General features: G+C 68.9%; 19 protein-coding genes. 9 read left to right on the plus strand and 10 right to left on the minus strand.

The window, feature by feature from the left end; translation table 11 throughout:
* Window positions 1-30: 30 nt before the first annotated feature.
* The 5 genes from ACYVJH_RS01440 to ACYVJH_RS01460 all read right to left on the minus strand — a co-directional run bounded on the left by ACYVJH_RS01440 (window position 31) and on the right by ACYVJH_RS01460 (window position 3,071).
* Window positions 31-477 (minus strand): hypothetical protein, encoded by a 447-nt coding sequence (locus tag ACYVJH_RS01440; protein ID WP_460454247.1) that lies wholly within the window; start codon window positions 475-477, stop codon window positions 31-33.
* 85 nt (window positions 478-562) lie between these two features.
* A complete protein-coding gene (gene minE / locus ACYVJH_RS01445) occupies window positions 563-832 on the minus strand; it encodes a cell division topological specificity factor MinE (RefSeq protein ID WP_188662658.1) in 270 nt (89 codons plus the stop codon).
* Window positions 833-835: 3 nt separating this feature from the next.
* Entirely contained in the window at window positions 836-1,645 is an 810-nt protein-coding gene (gene minD, locus ACYVJH_RS01450) for a septum site-determining protein MinD (RefSeq protein WP_339826991.1), read from the minus strand.
* Between the two features lie 51 nt (window positions 1,646-1,696).
* Entirely contained in the window at window positions 1,697-2,473 is a 777-nt protein-coding gene (minC, locus tag ACYVJH_RS01455; protein WP_460452887.1) for a septum site-determining protein MinC, read from the minus strand.
* Window position 2,474: 1 nt separating this feature from the next.
* Window positions 2,475-3,071, minus strand: a complete 597-nt coding sequence (locus ACYVJH_RS01460; RefSeq protein WP_460452888.1) for a GNAT family N-acetyltransferase — start codon at window positions 3,069-3,071, stop codon at window positions 2,475-2,477.
* A gap of 148 nt (window positions 3,072-3,219) precedes the next feature.
* Between ACYVJH_RS01460 and ACYVJH_RS01465 the strand changes: the two genes are divergently transcribed.
* The 9 genes from ACYVJH_RS01465 (at window position 3,220) to ACYVJH_RS01505 (ending at window position 12,250) form a co-directional block, all read left to right on the plus strand.
* Window positions 3,220-4,389, plus strand: a complete 1,170-nt coding sequence (locus tag ACYVJH_RS01465; RefSeq protein ID WP_460452889.1) for a sensor histidine kinase — start codon at window positions 3,220-3,222, stop codon at window positions 4,387-4,389.
* The gene (locus ACYVJH_RS01470; RefSeq protein ID WP_460452890.1) at window positions 4,386-5,027 is read left to right on the plus strand and encodes a response regulator; all 642 of its coding nucleotides are present in this window, start codon (window positions 4,386-4,388) and stop codon (window positions 5,025-5,027) included. The genes ACYVJH_RS01465 and ACYVJH_RS01470 overlap by 4 nt, the downstream gene beginning before the upstream one ends.
* 140 nt (window positions 5,028-5,167) lie before the next feature.
* The gene (locus ACYVJH_RS01475) at window positions 5,168-6,562 is read left to right on the plus strand and encodes a polyketide cyclase (RefSeq protein ID WP_460452891.1); all 1,395 of its coding nucleotides are present in this window, start codon (window positions 5,168-5,170) and stop codon (window positions 6,560-6,562) included.
* Window positions 6,563-6,629: 67 nt separating this feature from the next.
* On the plus strand, window positions 6,630-7,559 hold the full coding sequence (locus ACYVJH_RS01480) for an ABC transporter ATP-binding protein (protein ID WP_460452892.1): 930 nt from the start codon (window positions 6,630-6,632) through the stop codon (window positions 7,557-7,559).
* A complete protein-coding gene (locus tag ACYVJH_RS01485) occupies window positions 7,556-8,290 on the plus strand; it encodes an ABC transporter permease (RefSeq protein ID WP_460452893.1) in 735 nt (244 codons plus the stop codon). Before ACYVJH_RS01480 ends, ACYVJH_RS01485 begins: the two co-directional genes overlap by 4 nt.
* Window positions 8,291-8,295: 5 nt before the next feature.
* Window positions 8,296-10,161 (plus strand): GldG family protein, encoded by a 1,866-nt coding sequence (locus tag ACYVJH_RS01490; protein ID WP_460452894.1) that lies wholly within the window; start codon window positions 8,296-8,298, stop codon window positions 10,159-10,161.
* 3 nt (window positions 10,162-10,164) lie between these two features.
* Window positions 10,165-11,205, plus strand: a complete 1,041-nt coding sequence (locus ACYVJH_RS01495; RefSeq protein WP_460452895.1) for a DUF4340 domain-containing protein — start codon at window positions 10,165-10,167, stop codon at window positions 11,203-11,205.
* Window positions 11,205-11,564 carry a DUF423 domain-containing protein gene (locus ACYVJH_RS01500; protein WP_460452896.1) on the plus strand — a complete coding sequence of 120 codons (360 nt, stop codon included), beginning with the start codon at window positions 11,205-11,207 and terminating at the stop codon, window positions 11,562-11,564. Before ACYVJH_RS01495 ends, ACYVJH_RS01500 begins: the two co-directional genes overlap by 1 nt.
* An 11-nt stretch (window positions 11,565-11,575) precedes the next feature.
* Window positions 11,576-12,250 (plus strand): DNA-3-methyladenine glycosylase family protein, encoded by a 675-nt coding sequence (locus tag ACYVJH_RS01505; protein ID WP_460452897.1) that lies wholly within the window; start codon window positions 11,576-11,578, stop codon window positions 12,248-12,250.
* Here the strand turns inward: ACYVJH_RS01505 and ACYVJH_RS01510 are convergent.
* The 5 genes from ACYVJH_RS01510 to ACYVJH_RS01530 are packed head-to-tail and all read right to left on the minus strand — an operon-like array spanning window position 12,231 to window position 14,810.
* Complete coding sequence (locus tag ACYVJH_RS01510) at window positions 12,231-13,055, minus strand: M15 family metallopeptidase (RefSeq protein ID WP_460452898.1); 825 nt, start codon at window positions 13,053-13,055, stop codon at window positions 12,231-12,233. The genes ACYVJH_RS01505 and ACYVJH_RS01510 overlap by 20 nt on opposite strands.
* A gap of 17 nt (window positions 13,056-13,072) precedes the next feature.
* A complete protein-coding gene (locus tag ACYVJH_RS01515; RefSeq protein ID WP_460452899.1) occupies window positions 13,073-13,603 on the minus strand; it encodes a PH domain-containing protein in 531 nt (176 codons plus the stop codon).
* Between the two features lies 1 nt (window position 13,604).
* On the minus strand, window positions 13,605-13,730 hold the full coding sequence (locus ACYVJH_RS01520) for a hypothetical protein (protein ID WP_460452900.1): 126 nt from the start codon (window positions 13,728-13,730) through the stop codon (window positions 13,605-13,607).
* Between the two features lie 14 nt (window positions 13,731-13,744).
* Window positions 13,745-13,927 carry a type II toxin-antitoxin system antitoxin gene (locus tag ACYVJH_RS01525; protein WP_460452901.1) on the minus strand — a complete coding sequence of 61 codons (183 nt, stop codon included), beginning with the start codon at window positions 13,925-13,927 and terminating at the stop codon, window positions 13,745-13,747.
* Between the two features lie 10 nt (window positions 13,928-13,937).
* Window positions 13,938-14,810 (minus strand): SPFH domain-containing protein, encoded by an 873-nt coding sequence (locus ACYVJH_RS01530; RefSeq protein ID WP_460452902.1) that lies wholly within the window; start codon window positions 14,808-14,810, stop codon window positions 13,938-13,940.
* Between the last annotated feature and the right edge of the window lie 64 nt (window positions 14,811-14,874).

The raw sequence follows: 14,874 nt of genomic DNA on the forward strand, positions 1-14,874 counted from the left end.
GGGAACGCGCAGCAGCGCCCCCGGTCGGACCTACAGGAGGTCGCGGGCGGCGAGGAAGGCCCGGGCGTCCTCGGCGTCGTTCTCGAACCAGGCCCGGGCCGAACCCAGGCGGAAGGTGTAACCCCAGGCGTCCATGTCGGCCATCAGGCGGTCGCGGCCGACGCCGGGCAGGCGGTCGGCCAGCAGGATCTGCAGGCAGCAGGTGGCGTCTTCCTCGGCGACCGAATCGGTGGCGTCGGTGTGGACCAGGGCGCGCCGCCCGGGCGGCATCACGATCAGGTGGCAGGCTTCGTGCAGCAGGGAATGCACGGGGGTATCGCCGCGGGCATAGACAGTGGTGCCGATCAGGCCGGCCTCGCATTCGCCCCAGTAACTGCCGGGGATGGGCTCGCCGTCCGGCACCGGCGCAAGCACCAGTCCGAATTCCCCCAGCAGGCGGGCGGGGGCCTGCAGGCCGATGTCGTCCAGCCGCAGCACGTCCAGCCGCAGCACGTCGCCCCCGGAAGCGACAACGGCACCGGCGGGTGCCGGTGCCGTCATGGACTCGCCCGTCATGGCAAGGTCAGCCGTTCGCGGCGGCCGGTTTTTCCGGCAGGGCCACGGAGATGTCCAGCAGCTCGCTGTCGCCGTCCTTGTGCAGGTCCACCTTCACCGCGTCGGCGTCGACGTTGATGTACTTGCGGATCACTTCGAGCAATTCACGCTGCAGCACCGGCAGGTAGTCAGGGGCATTGCGCAGGCTGCGTTCCTGCTGGATCAGGATCTGCAGCCTGTTCTTGGCCGTGCTGGCGGTGTTCTTGTTGCGCTGGGTGAGGAAGTCAAAAAGGCCCATGGCTCAAGCTCCGAACATCTTGGAGAAGAAGCCCTTCTTCTCGACGGTGGTGAATCGCATCGGGCGCTCTTCGCCCAGGATGCGGGCGACGGCGTCGGTGTAGGCCTGGCCGGCCGGGGAGGCCTCGTCCAGGATCACCGGCACGCCGGCGTTGGAGCTTTGCAGCACCTCGGGCGACTCGGGGATGACGCCGACCACTTCCAGACCCAGGATTTCCTGCACGTCCTTGATCGAAAGCATGTCGCCGGCCTCGACGCGGCGCGGGCTGTAGCGGGTGAGCAGCAGGTGCTCCTGCACGCGGCCACCGTCCTCGGCCTTCTTGGTCTTGCTCGAAAGCAGGCCCAGGATGCGGTCGGAGTCGCGCACGGAACTCACTTCCGGATTGACCACCACCACCGCGCGGTCGGCGAAGTACATGGCCAGGAACGCGCCCTTCTCGATGCCGGCCGGGCTGTCGCAGACGATGAAGTCGAAGCCCTCGTCGCCCAGGTCCTTGAGGACCTTTTCGACGCCTTCCTTGGTCAGCGCGTCCTTGTCGCGGGTCTGCGAGGCAGCCAGCACGAACAGGTTCTCGAAGCGCTTGTCCTTGATCAGGGCCTGGCGGAGGCTGGCCTCGCCGTTGACCACGTTGACGAAGTCGTAAACCACGCGCCGCTCGCAGCCCATGATCAGGTCGAGGTTGCGCAGACCGACGTCGAAGTCGATGACGGCGGTCTTCTTGCCGGCCCGGGCCAGGCCACAGGCCAGGCTGGCGCTGGAGGTCGTCTTGCCGACGCCGCCCTTGCCCGAGGTCACCACGATGATTTCAGCCACTAATGTTCTCCGTAACGCGTTTGCGCCCTGGGGGCGTCTGTTGTTGGGGGGTCAGCCGAGCTGCTCGATCCGAAGCTTGTCATGCTCGAGCCATATCTGCACGGGCTTGCCGAGCAGTTCCTTGGGTATTTCCTCGAGCACCTTGTAGTGGCCGGCGATGGCCACCAGTTCGGCATGGAATTCACGGCAGAAGATGCGCGCGGAGGTCACGCCCGAGGCGCCCGCGAGGGCGCGCCCGCGCAGTGCGCCATAAACGTGGATCGAGCCATCGGCGATCACCTCGGCGCCGGCACCGACCGTGGCGCACAGGGTGAGGTCGCGGTCCTGGGCATAAACCTGCTGGCCTGAACGCACCGGGTGCAGGTGCACCAGGCCAGGTTCGGCCCGGGCCGCCGGGGCCTGTGCGGCGGCCGGCGTCGCCGCGGCCTCCGGGGCAGGGGCGGCCGGTGCCGGGGCCGGCGAAGGCGCCGCCGGCAGTTCGCCGTCGCGCTCGTAGGCGGCGCGGAACTTGGCCAGCAGGGGCAGGCCCACGTCCTGGCTCAGCGCCTCCACGGCGCTGGTGCCGTAGGCCAGGGCCACCGGCAGCACGCCGGCGCCGCGCAGGGCGTCGAGCAGGGCGCGGGTCTGGCCGGCATCGGGGCACTGGCTGAGTCCACCGAAGTCGACCACCACGGCGGCGCGTGCGAAAAGCTTGGGCGCGCGGCGGACCCGGTCGGCCATTTCTTCGGCCAGGCGCTGCGGGTCGAGGGTGCGCACGCGCAGGTTCGCGATGCCCACCTGGCCGAACTTCAGTTCACCGGCCTGTTCGTAATCGGGACTGGCCGCCATCTCAGGTTCCCGTCGCCAGGACCGGCCGGCGGCCGGGCAGGGGGCGGGCGCGCAGCCAGTCCAGGTCGGGCAGGCGCCCGCCGTAGGTTTCGGCGACGAAGGGATAGCTGCACATTTCCTTGAGCAGCATCGAGGCGCGGATGCCCTGGCCGGGCATGACGTTCTGGCCGACCTCGCGGAAGCCGAAATGGCCGTGGAAGAGCAGCGCCGGGTCGTTGCCCGACTGCAGGAAGACCTCGCAGGCCAGCAGCGGCCGGCGCACTTCGGCAAAACTCTGCACGTCGGCATAAAAGGCGCGGCCGCGGCCGCCGCCGCGGCGGGGGCGGGCGATGACGATCCGGTCGATGTACAGGAAGTCCGGGTTGCGCTCCCGGAACCAAAGGAAGTTGGGACTGTCGTACGGCGCATCCGGGCCCAGGGCGACCAGGAAGCCCGACACCAGGCCGTCCTGCTCGACGACGCGGAAATATTCGGCGTGTTCCCAGAAGAAGCGAGCCTTGGCCAGGTCCATCGGCAGGATGGACGGGCCGGCGGCGTTGTTCACGGCTACGACGGAATCCAGCTCGTGCTCGCGCACGTCGCGGATGGTGATCGGCATTGGACTACGAACTCCGATGGCGTTGGGGCCGCCAGGGGGGCGGACGATCGGGACGGGATTATCGCACGGGTGCCCCGCCGGCGGGGCGCCGCCGGCGACATGACTTCCGGGGGCGTGCACGGGGCCGATACCGCCGTAAGATGCGGCGATGCTGAACCGACTCACCCATACCCAGCTTCTTCGCTACGCCGGCCTGTTCACCTGGTTCGTGCTGGGCATCCCGCTGGTGGTGTTCACCTGGTACCTGGGCGCCGACGACGGCGACAGCGCCTATGGGCCGGCCCCCCGGGCCGCGGTGGCGGTCTCGGCCTACCTCGCCTTCGGCCTTATCTACTGGAGAGTCACCCATTCCCTGGGGTTCCGCCAGCAGCGCCTGGGCGACCTGCTGCTGCTGGCGGCGCTGACGCTCTCGGCGATCCTGGTCAGCGCCGAAACCGGCACCGGCATGGGCGCGATCCTGATGATGATCATCGCCGGGGTCATTCCCTGGCTGGTGAACATCAAGGTGGGCGTGGTCTGGCTGATGCTCCAGCACGCGGCGCTGATCCCCGTGTTCAGCCGCATGGAGGGCTATACGCCCGGGCTGGCAGTGATGCAGGCGCTTACTTATATCGGTTACTCCAGCTTCGCCATGGTGATCGGCCTGATCGCCATGCAGCAGGCGCAGGCCCGGGAGGAGCAGCGCCGGCTGAACGCCGAGCTGCGCGCGACCCGGGCCCTGCTGGCCGAGAGCTCGCGGATGAGCGAACGCGTGCGCATCTCCCGTGAACTGCACGACCTGCTGGGGCACCACCTGACGGCCCTGAGCCTGAACCTGGAGGTCGCCGGCCACCTGACCGAGGGCAAGGCCCAGGAGCACGTGCGCCAGAGCCACACCCTGGCCAAGCTGCTGCTGACCGACGTGCGCGAGGCGGTGAGCGAGATGCGCCACGACGGCGCCGTCGACCTCAGTGGCGCCGTGCGCACCCTGGCCGAAGGCGTGCCGGCGCTGGATATCCGGCTGGACATGCCCGACCCGCTGCTGGTCGAGGATCCTGAATACGCGCACGTGATGCTGCGCTGCGCCCAGGAGATCATCACCAACGCCGTTCGCCACGCCGGCGCCTCCACGCTCTGGCTCAGCCTGAGCCGCGACGCCAAAGAGCTGCGCATCCGGGCCCGGGACGACGGGGCCGGCGCCGAGACCCTGGCCCCGGGCAACGGCCTGCAGGGCATGCGCGAGCGCCTGGCCAGCTGTGGCGGCCAGTTGGATATCATCACCGGGCGCGGCAAGGGCTTCGCGCTCGACATACGACTTCCCCTGGAGAAACCCGCATGATCCGCGTGTGCCTAGTCGACGACCAGACCCTGGTGCGCCAGGGCGTGAAGTCCCTGCTTGAGCTCGCCGACGACATCGAAGTCATCGCCGAGGCCGGCGACGGCCGCCAGGCGGTCGAGCTGATTCCCCAGATAAAGCCCGACGTCGTGCTCATGGACATGCGCATGCCGGTGATGTCGGGGCTCGAGGCCCTGCAGGCCCTGGGTGCCAAGGGCGAACTGCCGCCGACGATCATCCTGACGACCTTCGACGACGACCAGCTGGTGCTGGCCGGCATCCGCGCCGGCGCCCGCGGCTATCTGCTCAAGGACGTGTCGCTCGACCAGCTGGTGTCGGCCATCCAGACGGTGGCGGATGGCGGCTCGCTGGTTCAGCCGGCGGTCACCCAGCGCCTGTTGTCGGGCCTCGAAGGCCTGCAGAATGAATTCGTCAGCCTCGACCAGCCCGACCCGCTGACCGATCGGGAGACCGAAATCCTCCGGCTGATGGCCGGCGGCTTTTCCAACAAGGAAATCGCCAATTCGCTGGGCGTGGCCGAAGGCACCGTGAAAAACCACGTCTCGAACATCCTGTCCAAACTGGGCGTGCGCGACCGTACCCGCGCGGTGCTCAAGGCCTTTGAACTCAAGCTGGTCTAGGCCGGCACGGGCCGCCGCGGCGGCCTTGCCGCGGCCGTAACGAAAACCCCCTGCCGGGGGCCGTCCTGACCTGATATCCTCTCCCGTTCCTGCGGCCGGGCACGTCTTCCGGCTGGGGGCCGTTCCTGGAGAATTCCCGAATGACCCGAGTTATCGAGTGGCTTATTTCCCTGCTGATCGTCGCCGCGCTGTTCGTCGTGATCGCATTGTTCCTGCCGGCTACGCGCACGGTGTCCCACTCCGTGGAGACCAACCGTCCGATGTCGACCGTGAACGACATCCTGTCCAGCTACACCCGTTTTGGTGACTGGAACGCGCTGGTCAACCACGACCCGCGCATGAAGATCGACATTTCCGGGCCTGAATCCGGCGTCGGCGCCAAGCTGTCCTTCTACTCCGATGACGCCACCGTCGGCGAAGGCACCTGGGAACTGGTCGAATTCGTGCCGGGCGACAAGATCGTCTACGCGCTCGACACCCCGGGCCGCGGCAAGAACAAGCGCATGACCTTCGACTTCGAGCGAACCGGCCAGCGCAAGCAGAACGTCAAGGTCACCCAGACCTACACCGTGGACTACGGTTTCGACCTGCTGGGTCGTTACGCCGGCCTGTACGTCACCGACAACATCGGCGAGGACATGAAGCTCGGCCTGGGCAAGTTCAGCAACCTGATCGCCACCATTCCGCGCTTTGACTACAGCCAGCACGACGCCGAGTTCGCCTTCGTCGACCTGCCGGCCGCCAACGTGCTGTCGGCCACCGCCACGGCCAAGCGCGCCAACGACGACATCGCCCTGGCCATGACCAACCAGCTCAAGTGGATCGAGCAGGTCATGGAAGAGAACGAGCTCGAGCCCGCCGGTCCGCTGCGCATCGTCACCAACGAGTTTGGTGCCGAAGCCTATGGCTTCGACGTGGTGATGCCGGTCCGCCCGGAAGGCACGGGTCCCGAGGGCGAGGAAGAAGCCACCGACGCCGCCGAGGGCGAAGACGTGGCTGCCGCGGACGATGAAGCCGCCACCGAGGGCGAAGACGCCGCGGAAGGCGAAGCCACCGAGGAACTGATTGCCGAAATCGCCCAGGAGCGCGTGCAGCTTGATGCGCCGCTGGACGCGTCGGTCATGCCCGAAGTGCTGGACATCGAGATCAAGCCCGGCCGCAACAACACCGCCAACCCGGTGGTCTACCTGCAGGTCCCGGCCCACCGTGCGGTCACCACCACCTACGTGGGTCCGGCGCCGGCGCTGCCGCGCGTGCGCGACCTGATCCGCGCCTGGGCCATGGTGCGCGGCGCCGAAACCGCCGACCGTCCTTACGAGGACTACCGCATCGAGATCAAGGACATGCTGTCCGACACCGCCGAGTTCCAGGCCTACTGGCCGGTGAAGGTCGCCGGTGAGATGCCGGGTGCCGCGGTGCAGCTGGTGCCCGAGCCGGTCGCGGAAGGCCAAGGCAGCCCGCCGCCGGGCGAAGAAGGCGAAGCCGGGGACGAAGACGCCCCGGCCGACGCGGAAGAAACCGAGTCCGCCGAGTAATGAAACACGCAGGGCGGGCCAGTGAGCCCGCCCTGTCGTTTATGGAGACAGCGAGAATCCAGACCCGATGATCGAAGCCAATGCCCTGCACAAACGCTACGGCCGCCTCTTGGCCGTGGACGGCATCAGTTTCAAGGTCGAACCCGGCGAAGTGCTGGGATTCCTGGGCCCCAACGGGGCCGGCAAGTCCACCACCATGAAGATGATCGCGGGTTTCCTGGCGCCCAGCGCCGGCACCGCCCGCGTGTGTGGCCACGACGTGCAGTCGGACCCGATGGCCGCGCGTCGGGCACTGGGTTACCTGCCCGAAGGCGCTCCCGGCTACGGCGAGATGAGCCCGCTGGCCTTCCTGGGTTTCATCGCGGACGTGCGTGGCCTTCGCGGTGACGTCCGCCGGAGCCGCCTGGATGCCGTCATCGGCCGGCTGTCGCTGCATGGCGTGCTGCACCAGCCCATCGATACGCTGTCCAAAGGCTTCAAGCGCCGCGTCGGCCTGGCCGCCGCGATCCTGCATGACCCGCCGGCCCTCGTGCTGGACGAACCCACCGATGGCCTGGATCCCAACCAGAAGCACGAGGTGCGCAGCCTCATCCGCGAACTCGCCCGCGACCGCACGGTGCTGCTGTCCACCCACATCCTCGAGGAAGTCGAGGCCGTGTGCAGTCGCGCCATGATCGTTGCCCGCGGCAAGGTGTTGGCCGATGCCACGCCGGCCGAACTGCTCGCGCGGTCCCGCTACCAGGGCGCGGTGTCGCTGCTGGCGGCCGACAGCATCGCCGCGCGCGCGGCGCTCGACGGCATGCCGGGCGTCAGCGGATTCCACCAGGAAAGCAGCGACGGCCGGCTCTACGTCTTCCCGCAGGGGCGGCCGGTGTCCACCGAGGCGGTGGCCGAACGACTGCGCCAGCGCGGCGTCGACCACAGCGGCCTGCAGCCCGAACGTGGCCGCCTGGACGAAGTCTTCCGCCGCATCACCACCCCGGAGGAGCAGGCATGAGCGGGATCTGGGCGGTGCTGCGACGCGAGTTCGGCGCCTACTTCGCCACGCCGCTGGCGGCGGTTTTCCTGGTGATCTTCCTGGTGCTGTCGGGTGCCTTCAGCTTTTACCTGGGCAACTTCTACCAGGCCGGGCAGGCCGACCTGCAGGCTTTCTTCAGCTTCCATCCCTGGCTGTACCTGCTGCTTGCACCGTCGGTGGCCATGCGCCTGTGGGCGGAGGAACGCAAGGCTGGCACCCTGGAGCTGTTGCTCACCCTGCCGCTGACCGCCTGGCAGGCGGTGCTGGGCAAGTTCCTGGCGGCCTGGGCTTTCCTGGGCCTGGCGCTGGCGCTGACGTTCCCGATGTGGGTCACCGTGGCCTGGCTGGGTGAACCCGACCATGGCGTGATCATCGCCAGCTACCTGGGCAGCTGGCTCATGGCCGGCGCCTTCCTGGCCGTGGGCGGGGCGCTGTCGGCGGCCACGCGCAGCCAGGTGGTGGCTTTCATCCTCACCGTGGTGGTGTGCCTGCTGTTCCTGCTCGCGGGCTTTCCGATGGCGCTCGACATGGTTCGCGGCTGGGCGCCGCAGCCGCTGGTGGACACGTTTGCAGGCCTGAGTTTCCTCACCCATTTCCAGGCCATTACCCGCGGCGTGCTCGACCTGCGCGACGTGGTGTTCTTCGTGCTGTGCATCGCCGCGTGGCTGTGGGCGACGGTGCTGGTGATCGACATGAAGAAGGCCGACTGAACGCCATGAAGATGTTCAACCGACGTTCCGCCCCCATTCTTGCCCTGGCGCTTCTGGCGCTGGCCTTCGTCGCGCTGGCGTCGCTGTCGACGCTGGTCCTGCGCGGTGCCCGCGTCGACCTGACCGAACAGGGCCTGTACACCCTGTCCGAGGGCACCCTGCGCATCCTCGAAGGCGTGCAGGATCCGGTCACCCTGAAGCTGTATTACTCCGAGCACGCCACCGGCGAACTGCAGCAGTTCCGCAGCTATGCCACCCGCGTGCGCGAACTGCTCGAGGAAATCGCCGCGCGCTCGGACGGCCGGGTCACCCTGGAGGTGATCGACCCCGAACCCTTTTCCGAAGCCGAGGACCAGGCTGCCGCCTACGGGCTGCAGGCCATCCCCTTGGGCAGCACCGGCGAAAAGCTCTATTTCGGACTGGTCGGCAGCAACAGCACCGACGGCGAGTCGCTGATGCCCTTCATCCAGCCGGACAAGGAAGCCTTCCTCGAATACGACGTGGCCAAGCTGGTCAGCTCGCTGGGCAGCGCCGATCGCCCGGTGGTCGCGATGATCAGCGGCCTGCCGACCGGCCCGCGCATGGATCCCAGCGGGCGCAGTGAGCCGGGCTGGGTGATCGACCGCCAGCTGCGCGAACTGTTCGAGCTGCGCCGCCTGCAGGGCATGCCCACGCAGATCGCCGACGACGTCGACCTGCTGCTGCTGGTGCATCCCAAGGACGTGCCCGAACACACCCTGGTCGCGATCGACCAGTTCGTATTGCGCGGTGGCCGCCTGCTGGCCTTCCTCGACCCGGATGCCGAAGCCGACCAGAGCGGCGTCAACCCGCTCGACCCGCTGTCCCGGGCGGTTCCGCAGGCCTCGCACCTGGGGCCCCTGTTCCAGGCCTGGGGCATCAACTTCGATCCCGAACGCGTGGTGCTCGACGAACGCCACGCGCTGCAGGTGCAGCCCGACCCGAACGGCCCGCCGGTGCGCCACCTGGCCGTCCTGGGCCTGGGTGCCGAGGTGCTGAACCAGGACGACGTCGTTTCCGCCGAGCTCGAGACCCTGCACTTCTCCACCGTCGGTGCCCTGGGCCTGGCGCGTGATTCGGACCTGCGGATGGAGCCGCTGGCCCAGTCCTCGCGGCGGGCCGCCCTTGCCGACGTGGTGGCCGTGCGCGACGCCGTGTCCGATCCCGATTCACTGCGCGAGGGATTCAAGCCCGGCGCCGAACCCCTGGTGCTGGCGGCGCGATTCACTGGCGAGCTCAAGACGGCCTTCCCTGACCGTGCCGGCGAAGAAGGCCACCTCGCGGCAAGCGACGGCCCGGTCAACATGATCGTGGTCGCCGACACCGACGTGCTGACCGACCGGCTCTGGGTGCAGGCAAGCGACTTCCTCGGCCAGCCGGTGTACAACGCCTTCGCCAACAACGGTGACTTCGTCTTCAACGCCGTCGACAACCTGGTCGGCAACGCCGATCTGATCGCCGTACGCACGCGTGCCCCGTCGGCGCGGCCCTTCACCCGGGTCGAGCGCATCCGCCGTGGCGCCGAGGAGCGTTACCGGGCCACCGAACAGCGCCTGCAGCAGCAGATCGATGAGCTTGAGCTGCGGCTCGGCGCCCTGCAGCAGCCGGGTGCGGAAGGGCAGGCGCAGGCGATCAGCCCCGCCCAGCAAGCCGAGATCCTGCGCTACCAGGAAGAACGCCTGCGCATGCGCAAGGAACTGCGCGAAGTGCAGCACCGGCTCAACGCCGACATCGACGCCCTGGGCGACCGGCTCAAGCTGATCAACATCCTTGGCATGCCGGCGCTGGTGGTGCTGGTGGCCCTCCTGATCGCCTGGCGACGCTGGTCGCGCCGGCGGGCGGCGGAGTCCTGAGCCATGCGCACGCGCTCCCTGGCGGTATTGGCGGTGGTGGCCCTCGGGCTGGCGGCGCTGGCCGGCTGGGGGTTGCTGCAGCGCGCCGGCGAGGCGCCCGCCACCAGCGGCGAGGCGCTGCCGGGTTTTGCCGATCGCATACAGACGCTCGAGCGGGTCGAAGTGCGCGGCGCCGGCGACAGCCTGCTGGTGTCGCTGGTGCGGCGGGGCCAGGCCTGGGAAGTCGAACAGCATCCAGGCTGGCCGGCCAACCAGCGTGAAATCAGCCGGGCGCTGTTCCGTTTGGGCGAAGCCCGCCGCGTCGAGGCCAAGACCGATAATCCCGCGCTGCACGCCCGCCTGGGCGTCGAAGACATCGGCCAGGCCGACGCCAAGGGCGCCGAGCTGCGTTTCGAAGGCGGCGGCGACACCCTGGGCCTGGTCGTGGGCCGAAACCATCCCGGCCTTGGCGGCAGCTACGTTCGCGTCATCGGCGAAAACGCCTCCTGGCTGATCGACGCCGACCTCAGCCCGGCGCGTGACCCGGTGGCCTGGCTCGACCGGCGCCTGCTGGACCTGCCGCTGGCGCGCACCGAACGCGTGCGAATCGAGCCGGCATCGGGCCGCGCTTTCAGCCTGGAGCGCGACGGTGAAGCCTTCGTCGTAAGGGGGGCGCGCGAGGGCGGCACGCTCGACGCGGAAGCCACGGCCACCGCGGCCGTACCCGAACAACTGGCCCTGGACGGCCTGGCGAAGGACGAGGGCGAGCCAGCCAGCCGGCGCCACGTCTACGAAACCGTGGATGGCCTGCGCCTGGAAATCGCCAGCTGGCAGGACGAGGCCGGCACCTGGGCGCGCCTGTCGCTGGACCTGGATGAAGACGTGGCCGCCGCCTGGTACGGCCAGGCCGGCGAAGACGCCGAGCCCGCGGCCGAGCGCCTGGCCCGGCTACGCGAGCAGGTGCGCGAATGGCAGGGCCGCTTCCAGGGGCGGAAGTTCCTGCTGCCCTCGCACAAGGCGGCCAACCTGCTCAAGTCGCGCGCCGACTACCTGGCTCCGGGCTGATGCCGGGCTCCCCGCGCCTGTCGCGGCTCTTTGCCGGCTGCGGTGCCCTGGCCTGCGGCCTGGCCGTCGCGCTGGGCGCGTATGCCAGCCATGGCCTGGACGGCGAGGCCGCCCGCCGGGCCGGCCTGGCGGCCCTGTTCACCTTCGGCCATGGCCTGGCGCTGCAGCTGCTGATGCGCGACGCCGGCGGTCGCCTGCGCACGACGGCCGGCGCCACCCTGCTGGCGGGGCTGCTGCTGTTCGCCGGCAGCCTGTGTGGCGCGGTCTTCCTGGACTGGCCGACGCCGCTGGCGCCCGCTGGTGGTTTGCTGCTCATCGCCGGCTGGCTGATGATCGCCGTCGACACCTTCCGCCGCTGAGCCCCGTCGCCATGCCGCGTTACCGCCGTGGATTCGACCTTGAGCTGGCCGCGATGCACCTGCGCCGGCGTGACCGCAAGCTGGCGCGCTGGATTGACCGCATCGGACCGCTGGACGTCGGCGAACGCTGGCGCCGGCGCTTCGACCCGACCGACGCGCTGGCCCGCGCCATCCTCTACCAGCAGCTCTCGGGCAAGGCGGCGGCGACCATCGTCGGCCGCGTCGAGGCGGCGATCGGCGCCAGCAAACTGCACGCAGACACGCTGGCGCGCATCGACGACGCCGGCCTGCGCGCCTGCGGGGTTTCGGGCAACAAGACCCTGGCCCTGCGCGACCTGGCCGCGCGCTCGGCCACCGGGGAAGTGCCGACGACCGCTGAAATGGCCCGCCTGACCGAGGACCAGATCATCGAGCGCCTGACCGCGGTGCGTGGCATCGGCCGCTGGACGGTGGAGATGATGCTGATGTTCCAGCTGGGCCGGCCGGACGTACTGCCGGTCGACGACCTGGGCGTGCGCAAGGGTGCGCAGCTGCTCGACAAACTCGAGGAAATGCCCCGGCCCAAGGTCCTGGCCGGGCGGGGCGAAGCCTGGGGGCCTTACCGCACGCTTGCGGCGCTGTACCTTTGGCGCATCGCCGACTTCGCCGCGCCCGACAAGGCGCCGGTCAAACGCTCGCAGGACTAGCGGCAGCCGGCGCGGCCGGATGCCAGCACCAGTGCCAGGGCTCGTAGGTGATGCCGTGCGGGTTGTCGCGCGGGTAACTCATGCGGAAGCCGAACCGCCCGGCCTGGTCACGCAGCCAGTGGAAGGCCGGCGTCGCCTCGAAACTTTCCTCGGCTGGCGCCTCGCCCGGCGTCCCGATGTCCATCGCCAGGCCGCCGTGGTGTTCGCTGTAGCCGGGGGCGGCGTTCACGGCCAGGATCTCCTGCACGCTTTGCCCGCGCGCGAGCTTCCTCTCGAAGATACCCAGCTGGTAGTCGTGGCTGCGGTAGCCGGAAATGGCGTCGAGCACGATGTCGTCGGCCCGGGCCGCACGCTGCATCCGGCGCCAGGCGCGCGCGGCGGGCTCAAGCAGCCACAGTGGACGCCGGTAGCGGTCGTAGCCGGCGAATTCCAGCCGAGACGGCTCCGGCACCAGGGCCAGGCCGCTTGTTTCGCCGTAGCTCGCATCCAGGCCCAGCGTATCCAGGCGTTCTTGCAGGCCGGCAAGCGGCAGCGGCCAGGGCGGGCCACCGTGGGTGCAGGAGGCATCGATGGCAGCAATGGCCTCGGCGAGGCCGGGTTCGCGCGCCAGCCCGTGCCAGAGCGCGTGCAGGCGGCAGCCGTCATAGGTGGCCAGGAAGCGCCCGTCGGATTTGCGGCGCAGGCCCCACGGCGCCTGGGCCAGGGCCCGGGCATCGGCGTTGGCGCGCGCACGCGGCCGCAGCAGCCGGGCGGGCAGGGCCTCGACGTGGGGGCTGTTGACCAGGTGCCAGTCCAGGGCGTGCATGCGTGGAGCTTAGCGCGTCAGGCGGCCGCGCGGCGCAGGATGTCCAGCACCGCCTGCGGGTGTTCGAAGCTCAGCAGCCAGACCCGGCCGTCGGCGTGCGGCAGGGCCAGCACCTTCGAAACGTCGGTGACCAGGCAGAAGGCCTTGCGCTTGTCGCGCAGCATGAAGTGGCCGGCCCAGAAACCCGGCAGGCCGAAACCGTTGGTCTTGAGCAAAGGTTTGAATTCGGTGTGTTCCCGCGTATCCACGACCCGGGCCTGGTCGAGCCGGAAATCCGACAGTGGCGCCTGCCGGCTGTAGTAGGTGGCCTTGACCCGAAGCTGTTTGCCGTCGAAGGCGACCTCGCGCCGCCACATCGGCAGCAGCACCGCCAGGATCACCAGCGCGATCAGGGCCTGCATCGCCAGGATCAACACGGCCTTTTCCCCTTCGGCGCGGGCGAAGGCGATGGCGATGACCGCCGTGGTCGCCGGCACCAGGGTGCCCAGCACCACGGCGAACCAGATTGCCGCCTTGCCGATGGGCGGCAGCGCGAAGTTGCGGAACATGTCAGCGAACCATCAGCAGACCGACGCCAACCATCAGCGCGGCGGCGAGGGCGATCGCGACAGGCATGGCATAGGGCAGCGGGCGGCCATCGCGACGACGCGGGATCATGTGGATGATGTGCAGCATGGTGTTCTCCTTGCTCAGGACTCGCCGGTTTCGTCGGCGTCGTCGGGCTTCTTCAGGCGGCCCTGCTTGCGCAGGGCTTCCCGCAGGACGTATTCGATCTGGGCGTTGACCGACCGCAGCTCGTCGTCGGCCCAGCGCTGGACGGCGTCCAGCACCTTGGCGTTGATGCGCAGCGGGTAGGCTTTTTTTTCCGCCAAGAGCCCGGCCTCAGTACACGCTGCCGGCGTTCACCACCGGCTGCGTGCCGCGTTCGGCGCACAGCACCACCAGCAGGTTGGACACCATCTGCGCGCGGCGCTCGGGGTCGAGCTCGACCACGTTGCGGGCCGAGAGCTGTTCAAGCGCCATCTCGACCATGCTCACCGCGCCTTCGACGATGCGGGTGCGGGCGGCGATGATCGCGCTGGCCTGCTGGCGCTGCAGCATCGCCTGGGCGATTTCCGGCGCGTAGGCCAGGTGGCTGATGCGGGCTTCGATGACGTTCACGCCGGCCTGGGCCAGGCGGTCCTGGATCTCGTCGGTAAGGTGCTTGGAAATCTCGGCGGCGTGGCTGCGCAGGGCGATGGTGCCGTCCTCGTGCTGGTCGTATGGGTAGACGGTCGCCATGGCGCGCAGCGCGGCTTCGGACTGGATGTGCACGAAACTTTCGTAATCGTCGACGTTGTAGACGGCTTCAGCCGAATCCACCACCTGCCAGACGATCACCGAAGCGATCTCGATCGGGCTGCCGTCGAGTTCGTTGACCTTGAGCTTGCCCGACTCGAAGTTGCGCACGCGCAGGCTCACCTTCTTGGCCGAGAAGAAGGGGTTGTTCCAGCGCAGGCCCTGGTCCTTTGCGGTGCCAACGTATTTGCCGAACAGGCTCAGCACGGCCGCCTGGTTGGGTTCGACCATGTAGAAGCCGGCCAGCGAAACGCAGGTGGCCAGTGCGATCAGGAAACTCGAGAGCAGGGCCATGCCGCTCGCGTCGGCGCTGCCCGGGAGGTTCTGGATGAACAGGAACAAGGCGAGGCCGGCGGCGAGCAGCAGCACGAGAAGCGCCGGGATGCCGGGGAAGGAGCGGATGGTCTGTTCTTTCATGACGGGTCTCCTGGAGAATGCAGGAATGATATCAAAGTGATATCAAAAGTCATCCCCCGGAAGT

The sequence above is a fragment of the Arenimonas aestuarii genome, assembly GCF_054781715.1.

What these genes read in the sequence shown, in the direction of transcription:
- minE (WP_188662658.1), bottom strand. Translation starts at nt 832, where the DNA reads ATGGGCCTTTTTGACTTCCTCACCCAGCGCAACAAGAACACCGCCAGC.
- minC (WP_460452887.1), bottom strand. Translation starts at nt 2,473, where the DNA reads ATGGCGGCCAGTCCCGATTACGAACAGGCCGGTGAACTGAAGTTCGGC.
- ACYVJH_RS01460 (WP_460452888.1), bottom strand. Translation starts at nt 3,071, where the DNA reads ATGCCGATCACCATCCGCGACGTGCGCGAGCACGAGCTGGATTCCGTC.
- ACYVJH_RS01465 (WP_460452889.1), top strand. Translation starts at nt 3,220, where the DNA reads ATGCTGAACCGACTCACCCATACCCAGCTTCTTCGCTACGCCGGCCTG.
- ACYVJH_RS01470 (WP_460452890.1), top strand. Translation starts at nt 4,386, where the DNA reads ATGATCCGCGTGTGCCTAGTCGACGACCAGACCCTGGTGCGCCAGGGC.
- ACYVJH_RS01475 (WP_460452891.1), top strand. Translation starts at nt 5,168, where the DNA reads ATGACCCGAGTTATCGAGTGGCTTATTTCCCTGCTGATCGTCGCCGCG.
- ACYVJH_RS01480 (WP_460452892.1), top strand. Translation starts at nt 6,630, where the DNA reads ATGATCGAAGCCAATGCCCTGCACAAACGCTACGGCCGCCTCTTGGCC.
- ACYVJH_RS01485 (WP_460452893.1), top strand. Translation starts at nt 7,556, where the DNA reads ATGAGCGGGATCTGGGCGGTGCTGCGACGCGAGTTCGGCGCCTACTTC.
- ACYVJH_RS01490 (WP_460452894.1), top strand. Translation starts at nt 8,296, where the DNA reads ATGAAGATGTTCAACCGACGTTCCGCCCCCATTCTTGCCCTGGCGCTT.
- ACYVJH_RS01495 (WP_460452895.1), top strand. Translation starts at nt 10,165, where the DNA reads ATGCGCACGCGCTCCCTGGCGGTATTGGCGGTGGTGGCCCTCGGGCTG.
- ACYVJH_RS01500 (WP_460452896.1), top strand. Translation starts at nt 11,205, where the DNA reads ATGCCGGGCTCCCCGCGCCTGTCGCGGCTCTTTGCCGGCTGCGGTGCC.
- ACYVJH_RS01505 (WP_460452897.1), top strand. Translation starts at nt 11,576, where the DNA reads ATGCCGCGTTACCGCCGTGGATTCGACCTTGAGCTGGCCGCGATGCAC.
- ACYVJH_RS01510 (WP_460452898.1), bottom strand. Translation starts at nt 13,055, where the DNA reads ATGCACGCCCTGGACTGGCACCTGGTCAACAGCCCCCACGTCGAGGCC.
- ACYVJH_RS01515 (WP_460452899.1), bottom strand. Translation starts at nt 13,603, where the DNA reads ATGTTCCGCAACTTCGCGCTGCCGCCCATCGGCAAGGCGGCAATCTGG.
- ACYVJH_RS01520 (WP_460452900.1), bottom strand. Translation starts at nt 13,730, where the DNA reads ATGCTGCACATCATCCACATGATCCCGCGTCGTCGCGATGGCCGCCCG.
- ACYVJH_RS01530 (WP_460452902.1), bottom strand. Translation starts at nt 14,810, where the DNA reads ATGAAAGAACAGACCATCCGCTCCTTCCCCGGCATCCCGGCGCTTCTC.